This window comes from Paraliomyxa miuraensis, assembly GCF_026337845.1.
Taxonomy (GTDB): domain Bacteria; phylum Myxococcota_A; class Polyangia; order Nannocystales; family Nannocystaceae; genus Paraliomyxa; species Paraliomyxa miuraensis.
The window spans coordinates 47,742-63,889 of sequence record NZ_JAOVZF010000157.1; the positions used below are offsets into that span (position 1 = coordinate 47,742).

Annotated in this window: 11 protein-coding genes; 9 read left to right on the forward strand and 2 right to left on the reverse strand. The window is 71.0% G+C overall.

Annotation, left to right across the window (positions count from 1 at the left end; translation table 11 throughout):
* Positions 1 to 150: 150 nt before the first annotated feature.
* On the forward strand, positions 151 to 906 hold the full coding sequence (locus tag OEB96_RS27605; protein ID WP_266219751.1) for an FHA domain-containing protein: 756 nt from the start codon (positions 151 to 153) through the stop codon (positions 904 to 906).
* Positions 907 to 923: 17 nt separating this feature from the next.
* Here the strand turns inward: OEB96_RS27605 and OEB96_RS27610 are convergent, their stop codons facing one another.
* Entirely contained in the window at positions 924 to 3,158 is a 2,235-nt protein-coding gene (locus OEB96_RS27610) for an OmpA family protein (RefSeq protein WP_266219752.1), read from the reverse strand.
* 335 nt (positions 3,159 to 3,493) lie between these two features.
* On the opposite strand from OEB96_RS27610, the gene OEB96_RS27615 reads away from it, so the two are divergent.
* Both OEB96_RS27615 and OEB96_RS27620 read left to right on the forward strand, forming a co-directional pair.
* Positions 3,494 to 6,445 (forward strand): hypothetical protein, encoded by a 2,952-nt coding sequence (locus OEB96_RS27615; protein ID WP_266219753.1) that lies wholly within the window; start codon positions 3,494 to 3,496, stop codon positions 6,443 to 6,445.
* A gap of 78 nt (positions 6,446 to 6,523) precedes the next feature.
* Positions 6,524 to 8,098: an ArnT family glycosyltransferase gene (locus tag OEB96_RS27620; RefSeq protein ID WP_266219754.1), complete on the forward strand. Its 1,575-nt coding sequence runs from the start codon at positions 6,524 to 6,526 to the stop codon at positions 8,096 to 8,098.
* A 42-nt stretch (positions 8,099 to 8,140) separates the two neighbouring features.
* Here the strand turns inward: OEB96_RS27620 and OEB96_RS27625 are convergent, their stop codons facing one another.
* Positions 8,141 to 9,217: an Rpn family recombination-promoting nuclease/putative transposase gene (locus tag OEB96_RS27625; RefSeq protein WP_266219755.1), complete on the reverse strand. Its 1,077-nt coding sequence runs from the start codon at positions 9,215 to 9,217 to the stop codon at positions 8,141 to 8,143.
* Positions 9,218 to 9,418: 201 nt separating this feature from the next.
* Here OEB96_RS27625 and OEB96_RS27630 point away from each other — a divergent pair, with 201 nt between their 5' ends.
* From OEB96_RS27630 to OEB96_RS27655, 6 genes are read left to right on the forward strand one after another with little or no spacing between them, the layout of a single operon-like run.
* On the forward strand, positions 9,419 to 9,742 hold the full coding sequence (locus OEB96_RS27630) for a hypothetical protein (protein WP_266219756.1): 324 nt from the start codon (positions 9,419 to 9,421) through the stop codon (positions 9,740 to 9,742).
* 57 nt (positions 9,743 to 9,799) lie between these two features.
* Positions 9,800 to 10,141 (forward strand): hypothetical protein, encoded by a 342-nt coding sequence (locus tag OEB96_RS27635; protein WP_266219757.1) that lies wholly within the window; start codon positions 9,800 to 9,802, stop codon positions 10,139 to 10,141.
* 1 nt (position 10,142) lies between these two features.
* Positions 10,143 to 12,773, forward strand: coding sequence for a tetratricopeptide repeat protein (locus tag OEB96_RS27640; RefSeq protein WP_266219758.1), 2,631 nt, complete (start codon positions 10,143 to 10,145; stop codon positions 12,771 to 12,773).
* A 60-nt stretch (positions 12,774 to 12,833) separates the two neighbouring features.
* Positions 12,834 to 14,699 carry an HD-GYP domain-containing protein gene (locus OEB96_RS27645; RefSeq protein WP_266219759.1) on the forward strand — a complete coding sequence of 622 codons (1,866 nt, stop codon included), beginning with the start codon at positions 12,834 to 12,836 and terminating at the stop codon, positions 14,697 to 14,699.
* The gene (gene ybeY / locus OEB96_RS27650; protein ID WP_266219760.1) at positions 14,696 to 15,199 is read left to right on the forward strand and encodes an rRNA maturation RNase YbeY; all 504 of its coding nucleotides are present in this window, start codon (positions 14,696 to 14,698) and stop codon (positions 15,197 to 15,199) included. Before OEB96_RS27645 ends, ybeY begins: the two co-directional genes overlap by 4 nt.
* On the forward strand, positions 15,196 to 16,146 hold the full coding sequence (locus OEB96_RS27655) for an isoaspartyl peptidase/L-asparaginase (protein ID WP_266219761.1): 951 nt from the start codon (positions 15,196 to 15,198) through the stop codon (positions 16,144 to 16,146). Before ybeY ends, OEB96_RS27655 begins: the two co-directional genes overlap by 4 nt.
* The last annotated feature ends 2 nt before the right edge of the window (positions 16,147 to 16,148 follow it).

Genomic DNA, 16,148 nt, shown 5'->3' on the forward strand with positions numbered 1-16,148 from the left:
GCCAGCCGGCCCCCATGCGCTGAGCCAGTACGCAAGCCAGTACACGAGAGTAGCGCGCTGGGGGCGATCTCGGACCAGGGCCGGTTCCGGCTCGTTCCCCCGCCGTCATGGGTGCGAGGTCGACCGGATCTGCGGTATGGTCGAGTCCGGGTGCCGCAATTCAAGCTCAGGCTGGGCGGAAGCACCATGGTCTTGCCCGAGGGCGTCCACGAGGTGGGGCGCAGCTCCGATTGCTGGTTGACGCTCGAGGACGAGATCAGCTCGCGGGTGCATGCCCGCTTCCACGTGGACGGGAGCAGCTGCGAGATCGAGGACCTGAGCAGCCGCAACGGAACGTTCGTCAACGGCGATCGGATCGTGGGCAGGCGGCGGCTCGTCGATGGCGATCGGATCCGCATCGGGCGCGAGCTCATCACCGTGCTCGAGTCGGACACGGTGGATCTGGGAGACGCGGTCAAGATGCGGCAGACGCTGGCGCCCGGCGAGCAGGCGGGGCTGCCCGAGCTGATGGGGCAGCTCATCGACAAGGCGATCAAGGTCGGCAAGGCGCGTGACGCCGAGCGCTATGCCACCGCGCTCTACGGGCAGATCGACACGCTCAAGATGGCCGTCGATCACCCGTCGGCGCGGATCTCGATCGACTGCTTGATCCGCGTGGCCGAGCACACGGGCAATGGCGCGTGGCTCGACAAGGTGTTTCACATGCACGCCAACAAGCGCTGGGTGCTGGAGAGCGAGACGCTCGACAAGGTCCGAGGGGCGCTGGATCGGATCCCGCGGATCCCGGGGAACGGGATGCGCACGTACGAGGCCAAGCTCCGCGAGCTGGCGCGGGAGGGCGTGGAGCTGCCGCCGCGGCTGGTGGCGGTGATCGGCGAGCTCGTCGACGCGTACGGCGGGCGGTAGCGGGCCGCCCGGACCGGCTACCCGCCGAACTCCTTGACCGAGATCGTCGTGCGGTTGTTCTTCGCCCGCCCGGCGGCCGTCAGGTTCACGGCGACCGGCTTGCTGTCGCCGTAGCCCTTGGCCACCACGCGATCGGGGGAGACGCCGCGGGTGACCAGGAACGCCTTGACGGCGTCGGCCCGGTCCTGCGAGCGCTTGCCCGGGCTGCCGCGATCGTCGGTGTGCACGTTGATCTGGATGACCTTGTACTCGGGGTGCGCCTTGAGGAACGTGGCGAGCTGGGTCAGGCCCTCCTCGCTGCGCGAGCTGACCGAGTCACCGTCGTAGCCGATCCCTCCCTTGATGCGGATGCCCTTGCGGCTGGCCTTGATCTTGGAGGTGTCGGGCGGGGTCTCGGGCTCGAGCGTCTCGTTGATCTGGATCTCGCCGCCCTCGGCCACGGTGAAGCGCACCTGCTTGGCCTTGAAGCCGGGGGCGGTGATCGTGCCGGAGTAGTCGCCCACGTAGAGCTCGAGCGCGATCAGGTTGCCCGTGGAGCCGAAGCTCTGGTCGACGCCCTGACCGGTGACCTGCATGTTGAACTCCACCGGGGCGCCCGAGGCATCGGTGACGGCTCCGCGCACGACGCCGGTGGGCGGGGCCGGAGCCTGCTCGAGCTGGATGGTGAGGTTGGTGTCCTGACCGTTGGCGACCTCGGCCGTGGTCTCCGCGAGCACCTGCCCGTTGACGACCACCTGCACGGGGACCTGGCCGGCAGGGAAGCGGAAGCTGGTGAAGCCGCCGCTGCCGTCCGTCAGCAGGGCGGTGGAGGTCAGGCCCGGGAACACGATCTTCGCGTCGGGGATCGGCGTGCCGGCGGGATCGATCACCTGGCCGATGATGCGGCCCTCGATCGGCGCGGGCTCGGGCGGCGGAGGCGGAGCATCCACGGGGACCTCGACCTCCTTGACCGTCGGGTTGGGATCGAACGACCAGCCCAGGCCCAGCATCATCTGCCACGGCGGCACGGGGGGGCCGAACTCGAAGTTGGGCGAGACCATGCCGATGTCGGCGGCCGCCTCGACGTGCAGGCCGCTGACCACGTTGGCGCGCAGGCCCAGCGTGAGCCACTGGCTCGAGCGGGGCAGGGGCGAGGGCAGGGCGTCGGCGCGGGCGAACGCATCGCTCTCCTCCTGCGTGCTCACGTCCCAGGCCCACTCGATGATGGGATCGATCCCGAACTGCCGCTCCTTGCCCAGGCGCACGGGGAAGTCGACCGCGTACTTCATGCGCACGCGGCTGTGGTTTCCGCCCAGCGAGAACCGCAGCACCTCGCGGCTGATGTCGTCCGACACCCGCCCGAACGGCGCGATGCCCAGCGAGCTGTCGTAGATCCAGCCGATGTTGGTGGTGAAGCGAAACGGGAACGCCTTCTTGGTCATGTAGCGGACGTCGACCGCGAACATGCCGTCGAACCACACGTTGACCCCCGAGGTCAGCAGCCGCTCGCTGCCCGACAGCAGGCCCACGCCCACCTGGCCGCCGACACCGATGCCCTTGGCCTTCTTCTTGAGGCGGTAGGCCCCCTTGATGCCGAAGTCGATGTCACCGAGCGCGAAGATGGCCTCGGCGTCCTGACGGTCGCGCTGCTCGCGAGAGTTGCGGTTGGCCTGGCTGTTGACCGACATGAACACCTCGCCCCATTCGAACGGCGAGAACGCCATGGCCACGCCGCCGCGAACGCGCGCGTGCTGGTCGGGGCCGGCCGAGCCCTCGTAGATGAAGCCCTCCTTGCGGAAGAAGTCGGTGTGCAGCTTGAAGCGGAACGTGTACTTGCCGCCCACGTCGGGCAGGGTGGTGGTGAACAGACCCGCCGCACCGCGGTTGGTGTTCATCATCGGCTCGCGACGTCCGCGAACCATGCCGGGATCGCTGCCGTCGGCCTCGCCGCTCGCATCCTTGCTCTTGTCGTTCTTCTTGCCTCGACGGCCGCGCTTGCTCTCGCCTTCGGCATCGGAGCTGCCGGAGAGGCCCGCGTCACCGATCTCGGCGCCGAGGTCGATGCTGCCCGAGGCGGATCCGTCGACGCCCGCGGAGGCGGGCTCGGGCTCGGCCGGTGCGGTCGCGGTCGCTCCCGGATCGGCCGCGGGCTCGGCCGGCGCGGGCTCGGCCGGCGCCGCATCGCCGTCGGGCAACGCAGGCGGCCCGGCCCACGCCGCGGGGGAGAGCAGGAGGCCGAGGCTCGAAGCAACCAGCGGAGGGATGCGACCCATGCCCCGAAGCGTCCAACGAAGGGGCGCCAACTGTCAAACCTCACACGAGTTTTCATGGCGCCCCGGGGATGGCTCCACGATGGATCGCGCCCGATCGCGCCCGATCGCATGAGCGCGCAATCGCGGGCGATCGTGACGCCTGCCCATTCGCTCAGCCCACGCGCGAGAGGGTCGTCGGTTGACGACCCACGACCCCGAGGTCTTTCGCCGTTGGGGGTTGATACCGCAAGATCGCCGCTCTCGTGTTGCTTCGTCAAGGTCAGGGCCGCAGACGCCTCCGGCGTGGGGCCTTGGGGGCGTGGCATCGGCGGCCGCGACCGGTCGCGCTCGGGGCCGTGATCGCGGCGGTGCTGTGGTCGGTGCTGTGGTCCGATTTGGCGCGAACGGCCAAGGGGGCGCCGCCGTTGGCCCCTGCGGCGGCGGCTCCTGCCGTGCCGGAGGCTCGTGTGAGCGAGGCCCGGGTGTCGCTGACGATCTACCGAGGCGGCGAGCTTCGGCCCAACGGCGAGCCCGTCGATCGCAACGGAGCCTGGGTCGAGGGCGTGGTCGAGTACGTGCTGGCCGAGCCCGCACGAGCGGGCCAGCGGCTGTGGCTGCTGAACTTCGCCGAGGCGATCGATCGCGATCCCGTGGAACTCGACGAGGTCGAGCTGGCCACCATCGACAGCGGTCCGTTCGATCGAGGCCAGCTGCACCTTACGGGGCTCTGGGGGGTGGAGCACCGCGAGCGAGAGGGAGCGCGACGTGACGTGGTGCTCACGCTGCGCCCGGGGACCCGCGTGGTCACGCTGCGCTACACCGTGGACGTGCCGCACCGCTACTGGCCGTTCGGCTGCGTGCGGCGCCGCTGCAGCCTGGGCGGGGCGGTGGCGCCGCTGCCCAGCGAGCCCGCCCGCGGAGGGCGTTGGCTCCCGGCGGGGCGGGTGGTGACGCCGGTCCGCTGGCGGGTGGAGCGAGCCGAGCTGGCCACGCCGGGGACGCGACGGGTGGGGGTGGGGCGGCGCGAGGTCGAGCGGGCGCAGCCCGAGGACGACGCGCTGCTCGGACGTCCCGACGAGCTCGTCGTGATCGGCGACGACGACCAGCCGCGCCAGTACCCCTCGCTCTTCTGGGGCCCGCAGTGGTATCGCCTGTCGACGATCCATCGCGGGGTGACGGTGGAGGTGCTGCACATGCGTCCGCGCCCGCTGGGACGCGCCCCTCGCGAGTCGTTCGTGCAGCTGCGGCGCGACGTGGCCGGTCAGGCGCAGCAGATCGGGGTGGAGGCGGTCGAGCTGCTCGCGGCGCTCGGGCACTCGCTGCCGCCGGACTCGACCCTGCGGATCGTGCACGGCCCCCTGCGCACGAGCGTGGCCCAGGCGCACCCCGACGTGGTGCTGCTGTCGGATCAGGCGCTCGAGATCGTGCCCGTGGAGCGCTTCTCCAAGTTCCATCAGACCTCGATCGCGCGCGCGGTGTTCGACATGCTGATGGAGCGGCGCTTTCGTGGAACCCACGACGCTTCCACCGACCTGTGGCTGCCGAGCATGCTGGCGCTGTCGGTCACCCAGCTGTGGCAGAGCACGCGCGAGCAGGCCGACGAGTTCGCGGCCGACATCCTGCACAACTTCACGTTCGTGCCGGCGGTCGACCGGTTCCTCTACACGCAGCAGGCCAGCTTCTCGCAGTCGTACTTTCGCGGGGTCGAGGACCACCTCACGCTGCGCAACCACCCGCTGTGGTTCTCGCACGAGCTGCCCACGGGGCGGAGGCTCCACGAGAAGCTGCTCGATACCGCGGGGCCGCTGGCGGTCGAGAGCCTGTACCGGGCGCTGGCCCGCGACCCCTCGCTCGATCCGGTGGCCCTCGTCGAGTCCGCCTATGGCCACACGATGGAGTGGTTCTTCGATCAGTGGCTGGGGCCCTATCCGAGCGTGAGCTACTCGGTGAGACGGGTGGAGAGCGAGCGGGTCGACGACGGGGGGCGGCGACGGTGGTCCCATCGCATCGCGATCACCCAGGAGGGAGAGCACGCGGTGATCGAGCCCGTGCAGGTGCTGGTCGAGGAGCGCGGCGGCAAGCAGCACCACCTGGTCTGGAACGGAGAGCTCGAGGCGCCCAACGCGGACCTCGGCGGCGATCCGGCCCGAGGCGAGCACGTCTTCACGCTGGAGACCGAGCGACCGATCCGGCTGGTGTGGCTCGATCCACGCGCGCGCCTGGTCCAGGACCCCCAGCCGCCCCATGACGACGTCGACCCGCGCTTCGACGATCGCAGGCCGCCCTCGTTTCGGTTCCTCTACACCGGCTTCGGGTTCACGGTGGCCGCATCCGAGGCGGCCAATGCCACCACCGCGGCCGCTCGCCTCAACGCGCTGGCGGGCTTTGCCGCGTTCGAGGCCAGCCTGCGCCGTGATCTGCGGCGCACGGGCCACCTGCGGGTCTCCAAGGACCGCGAGGCGCGGATCGGGATGGGGACCGCGGTCAACCTGTGGTTCGGGGACAAGGTCAACAACCAGCGCCGGCGCTCGCGGGTGCGGCTGACGGCCACGGGCTCGTGGTTGAACCAGAGCTCGCTCGATCCGCGGGGTGGGGTGAGGGTGGCCGAGGGAGTCTCGCTCATCGACGACACGCGGCGCTTCGGCTGGTGGCCGGAGCTCGGGCACTCGCTGTGGCTCACGACCCTGGCCCGCCACACCGTGCGCACCGAGGGGCTCACCGCCGACGTGCACGACGTGTCGGTGTCGGGCGGCTGGATCCAGCTATGGCGCCTGGCCCACGACCACGTGCTGGCCACGGCGATCTCGGGCGAGGTGGTGCTGCCGATCTCCGGGCGCAGCGAGTTCCGCAACCTGGCGCGGGCGGGGGGAATCGGGGGGCTGTCGGGCTACCTGGCCGACGAGATCTTCGGGCTGGGGATGTTCCTCGTGCAGGCCGAGTACCGCCACGTCTACGTCAACGACATGCACCTGAACGTGGCGCACCTGAACTACGTGCGCAGCCTCGGGGGCACGCTGTTCACGGGGGTGGCGTCGGTGTCGCCGTGCGAGGGCCTGCGCGGGTGGTTTGGGCGGGACAGCTACTACGGGCACGTGGGGTATGCCTTCGACATGCGGCTGTCGGTCTTCGGGGTCACGCCCCAGCTGACGCGACTCGATGTCTCGGTGCCCATGGTGCGGCGCGACACCACGTGCCTGGGCGAGCGGATGCCCGATCGCCTGGGCGAGCGGCAGGGCCTGTCGCCCGAAGAGGTGCGCCGGGTGCTGCCGCGGTTCAACGTCAACCTCACGTTCCAGCAGAGCTTCTGAAGTCGGACTTGGGTCCGGGGCGGCACGGCGATGACGGGGACGGAGGCTCGAGGGTGGCTGGGGGCGACGCTGGGGTCGATGCGCGACCCGGGCCGACGCTCGCGCCTGATCGCAGGGGGCCTGCTCGCGGCGATCGTGGGGCTCTCGGCGTGGCTGCGCTGGCCCGGGTTCACGCAAGGAGGCTTTGCCTCGCACGACGTGGCGGGGATGCTCTACGAGGCGATGCTCCTGCGCGACGGAGCGCTGCCCTACGTCGACAGCATCGAGCTCAAGGCCCCGGGGACGTTCTGGCTGGCCAAGTGGCTGGCGGGCAGCAAGGGCACCGACATCGCGCGCTTCCAGGTCTGGGCGAATCTGTGGGCCCTGGCCACGCTGGGGGTGCTGGCGAGGATCGCATGGCGGCTGTGGGGACCCACGGCGGCGGTGGTGGCCGCGGGGCTCTACGCGCTCCACGACGCGCACCTCGACAGCATGGATGCCAACTACGTGACCTGGGCCCAGCTGCCGCTGGTGGCCGGGGTGGGGGCGGCGCTGTGCGTGCCTCCAGGGGGCGATGGTGCCCGATCGCGGCGGCGGACGCTGGCGTGGTGGGTGGCGGCCGGGGTGCTCACCGGGCTGGCGACGCTCTGCAAGCAACCCGCCGGCGTGGGCATGGTGGCGGTGCTGGGGATTGCGGCATGGCCCCACGAGGGTGGCGTGGTCTCGCGGCGGGCGAGGGTGCTGGCGGTGCTCGCGGGGATCGTCGCGGCGCACCTGCCGATTGCGCTGCGCTATGCGGTCGCAGGAGAGCTGCGCACGCTATGGGAGGGCTACGCATGGAACCGCTGGGGCGCGCGCTACATCAGCTACGGCGGCGAGCCATGGGGCATGGGGGCGGTGCGCGAAGGGGTGCTGGCCACCGTGCACTTCGTGGTGCTGCCGCTGTCGCTGGCGGTGACGGCGGTGTGGCCTCCTCGGGATCCCGTGCGGTGGCGGCAGTGGTGGGGGCTGTTGCTGTGGAGCCTGGGGACGCTCGCCGCCGCGTGGGTGGGGCTGCGGTTCTACAAGGGCTACTTCCTGGCCGTGTCGGCGCCGCTTTGCTTGTGGGCCGCCGCGCCGTGGGGGCTGCTGGGACGTGCGGCGCGGGTGGGACGGGTCGTGCGGTGCGTGCTGCTCGTGCCCACGTTGCTGCTCGTGCTGCGGCAAGGGGCGGTGCTCGAGCACCAGCGCGCCGATCGGGCGCGGCCGCACGACCAAGGCGGTCGCGTGATCGCCAAGCACGTGCGTCGGCACAGCGAGCCCGGCGATCGGATCTGGGTGTGGGGCTGGCACCTGTGGGACGTGTATCCGCTGACCGGTCTGCGCTCGGCGTCGCGGGTCTACAAGTCGCTGGGGCTGCTCACGCCGCCCAACGACGACACCTGGCGGCGGCCCGCGACGCGGCTGCGGTTCTCCGACGGACCGGCCGCGCAGCTGCTGCTCGAGGAGCTGCGCGCGAATCGACCGGTGTGGATCGTGCTGGGGTCCACCGTGCCGCGCGGGGAGTTCGAGGCGCTGACGCAGCTGCTGCGCGAGGACTACGTGCGCGACCGACGGGTACGACTGGGTCGGGTGCAGTTCTGGCAGCGAAGGGATCGTGCCGACGCCGAGCGGGCGAAGCGACGCGAGGAGTAGGCCGGCGAGATCGGTGCCGAGATCTGCGCCGGTCCGGCCTCGTCAGCGGACCCGTCCGAAGACCGCCTCGATCGAGTCGGCCGTGATCGCACGCTGGAACCAATGCTGCAGCCGCACTTCGTCGGTGGTCTCGAGCACGCACGCGCGAAGGGTCGACGAAACCGCGAGACCGCGCTGCGCGAGCAGCTCGAGGAGCATCTCGGCCCTCGCCGCCGCCCGGCCTTCTTTGCGGCCCTCCTCTCGCTCCTCTTGGCGTACCAGCTCGAGCACCTCCTCTTCATGCTCGGCAAGCCACTCCCGTCCGCCTTCGGCGAGCCACTTGCGCATCATCGAGTCGTGCATCCCTCGTTGCTCCTCATCGATCCCATCGAGCAGGATGCGTCGAAACCGGGATCCCGGTTCGAACGCGCTGACGACGTAGTACCACAGCGTGCAGCTGGCTTCTACGCCGAGCCCATGGTTCACCGTGCGGAACAAGGCCGTCATGGTGATGATCTGATCCTCGGTGAATCGGTCGCCGTGATGGTGGGCTGCCATGAGCCAGCGCATCAGTCGGACGAGCGCGAGCACCTCGGGACGAGCGTGCGGGTCGGGCTCGATGGCTTCGTCGACCTCGTCGATGGTGAGCGTCAGCTCCACTGGGCTGACGAAGTCCTCTGCAATTTCGTCCGGGAGATCGAAGAGTTCCGAGAGCCGAGACGGCGCGGTCCAGCCGTGCTCGCATTGTGCCAGGACCACGGGGATGATCAGCGGAAGCTTGTGTGGCCGATCCGGATGCGCAGCGAGGTAGCGCTGCCAGATCCACAGCAGGTACTGGAGCATCCGCCACGGCATCAAGGGGTCGGGCGTGGATTGGTGCTCGAGCAGCACATAGATCAGGGCCCGTCGATCGCTGCCCCGGAAGGCGATCGAGTAGAGGATGTCCGAGCGCCCCTCCTTGAGGCGTGGATCGATGAAGCTCTCGGGCTCGATGCGCACGTCACCGAAGTCGAGCTGCCGGGCAAGCCGCTCGGGCAGCACGTGGCGCAGCTCCACTCCCGCGGCTTCGGGATTGGAGAGGATCCGCCGCGCCAACCGATCATGCGGGTTGCGGGGCTTTTCGTCCTCGGCATCGGCCATCGAAACGGCCGACCGCTCTGCGATTTCCGTTCCGGTGACCTGGTTCAAGGATCACGCGATGTTGGAACGTCGATGCATCGAACGTGGCCCACCCGTTGGCCGGGCTTTGGCCAACCGGTGGGCCACCGAGGCCCGAAGGTGACGAAATCAGGGGTCATGTGACTTTGCGCGGCGGGTCGTCAGGGTAGGCTCTGGTCCGCCATGGAACGCATCGTCATCGCCTGCTATCGACCCAGGCCCGGCAAGCAAGAGGAGCTGCGGGCGCTCATGTCCACGCACCTGTCGACGCTGCGCGAGCAGGGGCTGGTCAGCGATCGCGAGTCGATCATGATGGAGGCCGCCGATGGCACGATCGTCGAGGTGTTCGGCTGGGCCTCGAAGGAGGCGATCGCGGCTGCCCACGAGAACCCGGCCGTGCTGGCGATGTGGGAGCGGTATGCGGCGGTCTGCGACTACGTGCCGATCCACCAAGTGCCGGAGGCGGCGCAGCTGTTCTCGGAGTTCTCGCCGCTGCGCGCGGGGTGAGGGGCGGACGTGGCGGGTACTGGGCAGAGCGATGTCTTGCCCGGTAGGATCCAGCGCGTGGGGACCTCCGAGGACGACGACGGGCGTGCGAGGATCGATCGCGAAGCCATCCTGGCCCGGCGCCGACGCTTCGTGGCGGCCACGCTCACCGGGCTGACGACGAGCACGCTGGCGACGGCGTGTCCGTGCCTCAAGGTTGCGCCCTCCGATGCGCCGGCCGGGCCCGATGCGGCCGGTGAAGCGGCAGAGCCCGAGGATGCAGCGAGGCAGGACGACGGGGATCCGGCGGAGGAGGCCAATCCCTACGACGGCGGCGACGCGACTCCGGAGGGAGCGGCGGAGCCCGACCAAGATGATGCGCCCGAAGGCGATCGGGCGTCGGCCGACGGGCGGACGTAGCATGCCGCGGTCCGAGCCGCCCCACAGCACACGCGAGCAGATCACCCGCGTGATGGACACGCGCCTGTCGACCACTCGCAGCGTGCCGACTCGCCCCCGCCGTCTGCGCCCCGCCAACCCCGAGATCCCCGAACGGATCGGCCGCTTTCGTCCGCTCGCAATCCTCGGTCGGGGCGGCATGGGAGTGGTCTACCGCGCCGAGGACCCGAGCCTCGGTCGCATCGTGGCGATCAAGCTGCTCACCCGCCAGCGCGAGGACCTCGACGCCCAGCAGCGGCTGCGCCGGGAAGCCGAGGCGCTGGCCCAGCTCTCCCACCCCAACGTGGTCCAGATCTTCGATGGCGGAGTCTTCCGTGGTCAGGTCTACATCGCCATGGAGCTCGTCGCCGGCCAGAGCCTGCGGGCGTGGGTCCGGCACGGAAACCCACCGCTCGAGGCGATCGTCGACGCCTACGTGCAGGCGGGCCTCGGCCTCGCCGCCGCCCATGGACGAGGCATCATCCATCGCGACTTCAAGCCCGACAACGCGATCATGGGCGACGATGGGCGGGTGCGCGTGGTCGACTTCGGGCTCGCGCGAGCCGACGAGAGCATGGGCTCGCGGGCAGTCCGAAGCCCAGTCCCGGGCCCGGTCGACTCCGAGCGCAGCACCGGATCGTTCCACTCGATGCTCGACCTTCCGTTGACCGCCTCGGGGGCGGTGATGGGGACGCCGGTCTACATGGCGCCCGAACTCCATCAGGGGCTTTCGGCCTCACCCAGCAGCGATCAGTTCGCGCTGTGCGTGTCGCTGTTCGAGGCCGTCTTCGGCCGCCGGCCATTCGATGGCACGCGCCTGCAGGAATTGGTGGGTCGCATGCTTCGCTTCGAGCCGACCACCGAGCCCTCCGATGCCGCCGTGCCCCCGCGCCTGCGCGAGGTCGTCCTCCGGGGCCTGCTTCCCGATCCGGCGCAGCGCTGGCCCTCGATGGATGCGCTGCTGTCCGAGATCCGACGCGCGGTGGCACCACCGTGGTGGCGACGCCTCGGACCCACCGTGGTGCTGTCGCTGTCGGTCGCGGCCGGCGGCGTCGCGCTCGTCACCGCCTCGTCCGGTGCGCCCTGCGTCGACGCCCACGACGCGCTCGCCGGCGCGTGGGACGATGCCCGTCGTGCGGCCGTGCGCGACAACCTGCTGCGCACTCCCGCCCCCTATGCCACCCAGACCTGGACGCGGGTGGAGACGCGCCTCGACGACTACGCCGAGCGCTGGGTCGACACCCATCGCTTCGCCTGCGCGGGGACGCGCGAAGGAGGAGCCCTCGATCTGCACATGGCCTGCCTGCAGCGCCGACGACGAGAGCTGACCGCCGCCGTCGACGTGCTCGCCGAGCCCGGCCAGGACGTGTTGATGCGCGCCTCGTCGCTGGTGGATGGCCTGCTGGAGGTGGACGATTGTCTCGACCCCACCGCGGCCGACGAAGTCACGCTGCCGCCGCCCCGCGATGCCGCCCAGGCTCGCGCGGTGGAGGGCGTGCGCGAGCGTCTGGCCCGCAGCGCGGCCCTGCACACGGCGGGCAAGTTCACCGAGGCGGCCAGGGAGGCGCGCGAGGCCAGCACTGCCGCCGATGCGCTGGACTATGCGCCGCTCTCGGCCGAGGCTGCACTACGCGACGGCGCCTCGCGCAACAGCCTCGGCGAGCCCTCACAGGCCATCGCTCCCCTCGAGCGCGCTTACTTCACGGCCATGGAGCTGGGCTACGACGATCTCGCGGGGCAGGCGGCAGCGCTGCTGGTGAACGTGACCGGAGTGGGGCAGGGCGACCTGCCGACGGCCGCGCGCTGGGCCGAGCACGCGCTGGCCGTCACCGAGGGGCGTCACGAGCGAGTGCGGGCGTCCGCGCTGTTCGGCCTGGGCATGGTGTACTTCGAGCAGCAGCAAGGCGAGCGCGCGCGGCCGCTGTTCGAGGAGACGCTCGCGATCCAGGAGCGCCTGCTCCCACCCAACGACGGTCGCATCGCGGCCACGCTCAACCGGCTGGGCATGGTGCTCGACGAACTCGACGAGCCCGAGCGTGCGCTCGAGCTGCAGGAGCGGGCGCTGGCCCTGTGGGAGCAGTCCGTCGGGCCTCGGCATCCCTACCTGGCGGCGGGCTACCAGTACCGCGCCATCGCGCGGCAGAACCTCGAGCAGTACGACCGCGCGCTGTCCGATCTGCGTCGCGCCCTCGCGATCTGGGAGCAGGCCCTGGGCCCCGAGCACCCCGAGGTCGGAGGTGCGCTGGCCAACCTCGGGGTGCTGCTGCGAGACATGGACCGCACGCCGGAGGCCATCGAGCACTACCGCCGTGCGCTGTCGATCTGGGAGCGAACGATCGGCTCGGAGCATCCGCGGGTGGCCAGCGTGCACCTGAACCTCGGCCATGCGCTGGCAGACCAGGGAGATCGAGCGGGAGCGATCGCCGAGTTCCGCCGCGCGCTCGAGCTGCGCGAGCGAGCCCTGGGCCCCGAGCACCCGACCACCCTGATCGCACGGCAAGCCCTGCAAGAGCAGCGAACGCGAGGCCCCGAGCCATCGTCCACGCCATCCCCCGAGGCCAACGCCCCGCCCACCGACGTCCTGCCCCCGGGGCCCCCGGGCGCCCCTCGATGACGCGCACGCGCCGCCTGGCCCAGGGCGGACGGCGGCGCCCCCGGGTATACTCCCCCGCGAATGAGCGCCTCCTCCACGCCCGAGCTGGCGACGTTCGCCGACGTCCGTGCGTGGCTCTTGGCGATGAATCCACCCGGTCGTGGCCTGCGGGTGCAGACCCACGAGGACGGGCCCCTCGCTCTGGCCCGATCGCGCGCCACGGTGACGGTGATGGCTCCGGGCCACCTCGTACCCGAGCGCTTCGATCACCTGCTGGTGGTGGGCACCCGCGAAGAACTCACCCAGGCCCTGCAGGGCTTCACCGATCCTCGGGTGCACCTGCTGGCCCTGCCGTGCCATCCGCTGCTGGTGGCCCGGGTCGTCGAGGCGGCGATCGAGAGCGCCGAGGCGTTCGCCCGCGCTCGGGTCACCGACCAGCTGCTCGACATCGGCCTGGCCCTCAACGCCGAGCGACACCCGCAGCGGGTGCTCGAGCTCATCCTCAAGCACGCCCGCGAGATCACGGGCGCCGACGCGGGCTCGATCTACCTCGTCGACGAGGAGGCCGACGAGATCCGGTTCGCGGTGGCCGAGAACGACTCGGTCCCCACCAACCTCGGCGACCACGTGCTCCACATCGGCGACGGCTCGGTGGTGGGCAACGCGGTGCTCCGGCGCCACGTGATCCGCAGCTCGCACCTCTACCGGCGCACGATGCTGCCCGGCAATTTCGTGCGCCACGACCGAAGCATCGACCAGGAGCTGCAGTACCAGACGCGCTCGATGATCACGGCCCCCATGATCAGCCCCGAGGGGCGGGTGCTCGCGGTCATCCAGCTCATCAACGCCAAGCTCGGGTCGGCGCCGCTGCGAACCATCGAGGACTTCGACGAGCGGGTGCGACCGTTCACCGCCGACGACGAGCGCCTGTGCCAGAGCCTGGCCTCGCAGGCGGCGGTCGCCCTCGAGAGCGCGCGGCTCTACGCCGAGATCCAGTCGCTGTTCGAGGGCTTCGTGCGCGCGAGCGTGCGGGCGATCGAGCAGCGCGACCCCACCACCTCCGGGCACAGCCAGCGCGTGGCCGACCTCACCGTCGCGCTGGCCCGCGCGGCCGACCGCGCCGACGCGGGCTGGTTTGCGGAGGTGCGCTTCTCGGCCGATCAACTGCGCGAGATCGAGTACGCGGGCCTCCTGCACGACTTCGGCAAGGTCGGCGTGCGCGAGGAGGTGCTGGTCAAGGCCAAGAAGCTCTACCCGGCCCAGCTCCAGCGGGTACGCGCGCGCTTCGAACACATGCGCACCGCCTTGTTGGTCGAGCGCCTGCAGACCGAGCTGCAGCGGCTGCGCACGGGCCAGCCCGAGCCGCTCGGCCACGAACGGGACTACCAGCGCCGCGTGCTCGAGGTCGACGCCATGCTCGCGCTGGTGCTCGAGGCCAACGAGCCGACCGTGCTGCCCACCGAGGTGAGCTCGCGGCTGACCGCCATCGCCGGCGAGAGCTTCGTCGACGCCGCCGGCCAGCGCCATGCGCTGCTGCAAGGGGACGAGCTCGAGGCCCTGCTCATCCGACGCGGCAGCCTCACCGACGCCGAGCGGATCCAGATCCAGCACCATGTCACGCATACCTACGACTTCCTGGTGCGGATCCCCTGGGGGCAGAGCCTGGCGATGGTTCCCGACATCGCCGCCAGGCACCACGAGTACCTCGATGGCAGTGGCTATCCCTCCAACCTGCCCGCCGAGCGGATCCCGCTGCAGGCGCGCATGATGACCGTGGCCGACATCTTCGACGCGCTGACCGCCTCGGATCGCCCCTACAAGAAGGCCGTCCCGATCCCGCTGGCGCTCGACATCCTCCGCGCCGAGCAGCGCCAGGGCAAGCTCGACCCGCAGGTGCTGGCCCTGTTCATCGACGCCAAGATCTTCGAGGGGGGCGCGCGCCCGTGATCCCGCGCATCGCCGTCGCCGCGGGCGGCGATCGAGCGGCGAGCCCCTGGCCCAGCCCGGCCATGGCTCGCCGCCTCGCCCTTCGCGTGCGCCGGGCCGCCCGGGCCATGGGGTGCAGCCGCGCCGAGCTCGATGCGCTCGATCTGCGGATCGTCGACGACGCGCGCATGCGCGAGATCAAGCTGCGCGCCTTCGGAGTGGCCGAGGCCGCCGACGTGCTGTCGTTTCCCGCGGGCGAGCCGCTGCCGGGGCAGGAGCCCACCGCGTCGCTCGGCGAGATCGTGATCAACCGCGATGCGGTGACGCGGCAGGCCGCTCGCCCCGATGCTCGCGGATGGCTCGACGAGGCCACGTCGCTGGCGATCCACGGCGTGGCCCACCTGCGCGGCCACGATCACGATCGCCGCGATCGAGCCCGCCGCATGCTGGACTGCGAGCGCCGCGGCAGCCGAGCGGTGGGCCTGCCCTGTGTTCGCCCCTATGGAGGATGCGGAGCGTGAGCGCCCCCCTCGGTGGAATCGTCCCCACGATCGTCGTCCACGGCGGCGCCGGGCGAGTGGCCCCCGAGCACCACGCCGAGGTCGTCACCGGGGTGCGAGCCGCGGCCGAGCGGGGACGCGCCGTGCTCGTCGACGGTGGAGACTGCGAGGCCGCCGTGATCGCGGCCGTGCGGGAGCTCGAGGATCGCGAGGTCTTCAACGCGGGGCGCGGCGCCTGCATGACGGCCGACGGACGCTTCGAGGTCGACGCCGGCATCATGCGCTCCCACGATCGAAGGAGCGGTGCCGTCGCAGCCGTCGCCGACCTCGCCGATCCCATCCTGGTGGCACGGGCGGTGATGAACGGCAGCCGCCACTGCCTGCTTGCAGGGGAGGGCGCCGCCGCCTTCGCGCGGCGCCAGGGGGTGGGGACCTTTGGGCGCGAGCACCTTTGGACACCCAAGGCCCAGGCCCGCTACGACGAAGCGATCGCCGGCCACGCTCCGATCGTCGGGCAGGCCGATACGGTGGGCGCCGTCGCCATCGATGCGCGAGGCCACCTGTGTGTCGGGTGCTCGACCGGCGGCGTGCTGCTCAAGTCCGCGGGACGAGTGGGAGACAGCCCGCTGGTGGGCTCGGGGTTCCATGCCGCGGCCGAGCTCGGTGCAGCATGTGCCACGGGCCTTGGTGAGGCGATCATGGCCCATGTGGCCAGCTACACCGCACTGCTGCGCGCGGCCGAGGGCATCGATCCCGACGAGGCCGCCGATGAGGTCTGTGCTCGCGTTGCGTCCACTTCCGTGGCCGGAGCCACCGCGACCTGTGGGATCATCCTCATCACCTCCACGGGAGCCGTGGGGGTCGCGCATCGCAGCCCGCACATGAGCTGGGCCGTCGCGCAGGGCACCGAGACGGTGGTGGCCGACCTGCAGCGCACCCTTGCCCCGTCCACGGCACGCCGCCTATAAGG

Coding starts and splice junctions, on each gene's coding strand:
- OEB96_RS27630 (WP_266219756.1), top strand. CDS start 9,419: ATGGAACGCATCGTCATCGCCTGCTATCGACCCAGGCCCGGCAAGCAA.
- OEB96_RS27640 (WP_266219758.1), top strand. CDS start 10,143: ATGCCGCGGTCCGAGCCGCCCCACAGCACACGCGAGCAGATCACCCGC.
- OEB96_RS27625 (WP_266219755.1), bottom strand. CDS start 9,217: ATGGCCGATGCCGAGGACGAAAAGCCCCGCAACCCGCATGATCGGTTG.
- OEB96_RS27620 (WP_266219754.1), top strand. CDS start 6,524: ATGCGCGACCCGGGCCGACGCTCGCGCCTGATCGCAGGGGGCCTGCTC.
- OEB96_RS27645 (WP_266219759.1), top strand. CDS start 12,834: ATGAGCGCCTCCTCCACGCCCGAGCTGGCGACGTTCGCCGACGTCCGT.
- OEB96_RS27610 (WP_266219752.1), bottom strand. CDS start 3,158: ATGGGTCGCATCCCTCCGCTGGTTGCTTCGAGCCTCGGCCTCCTGCTC.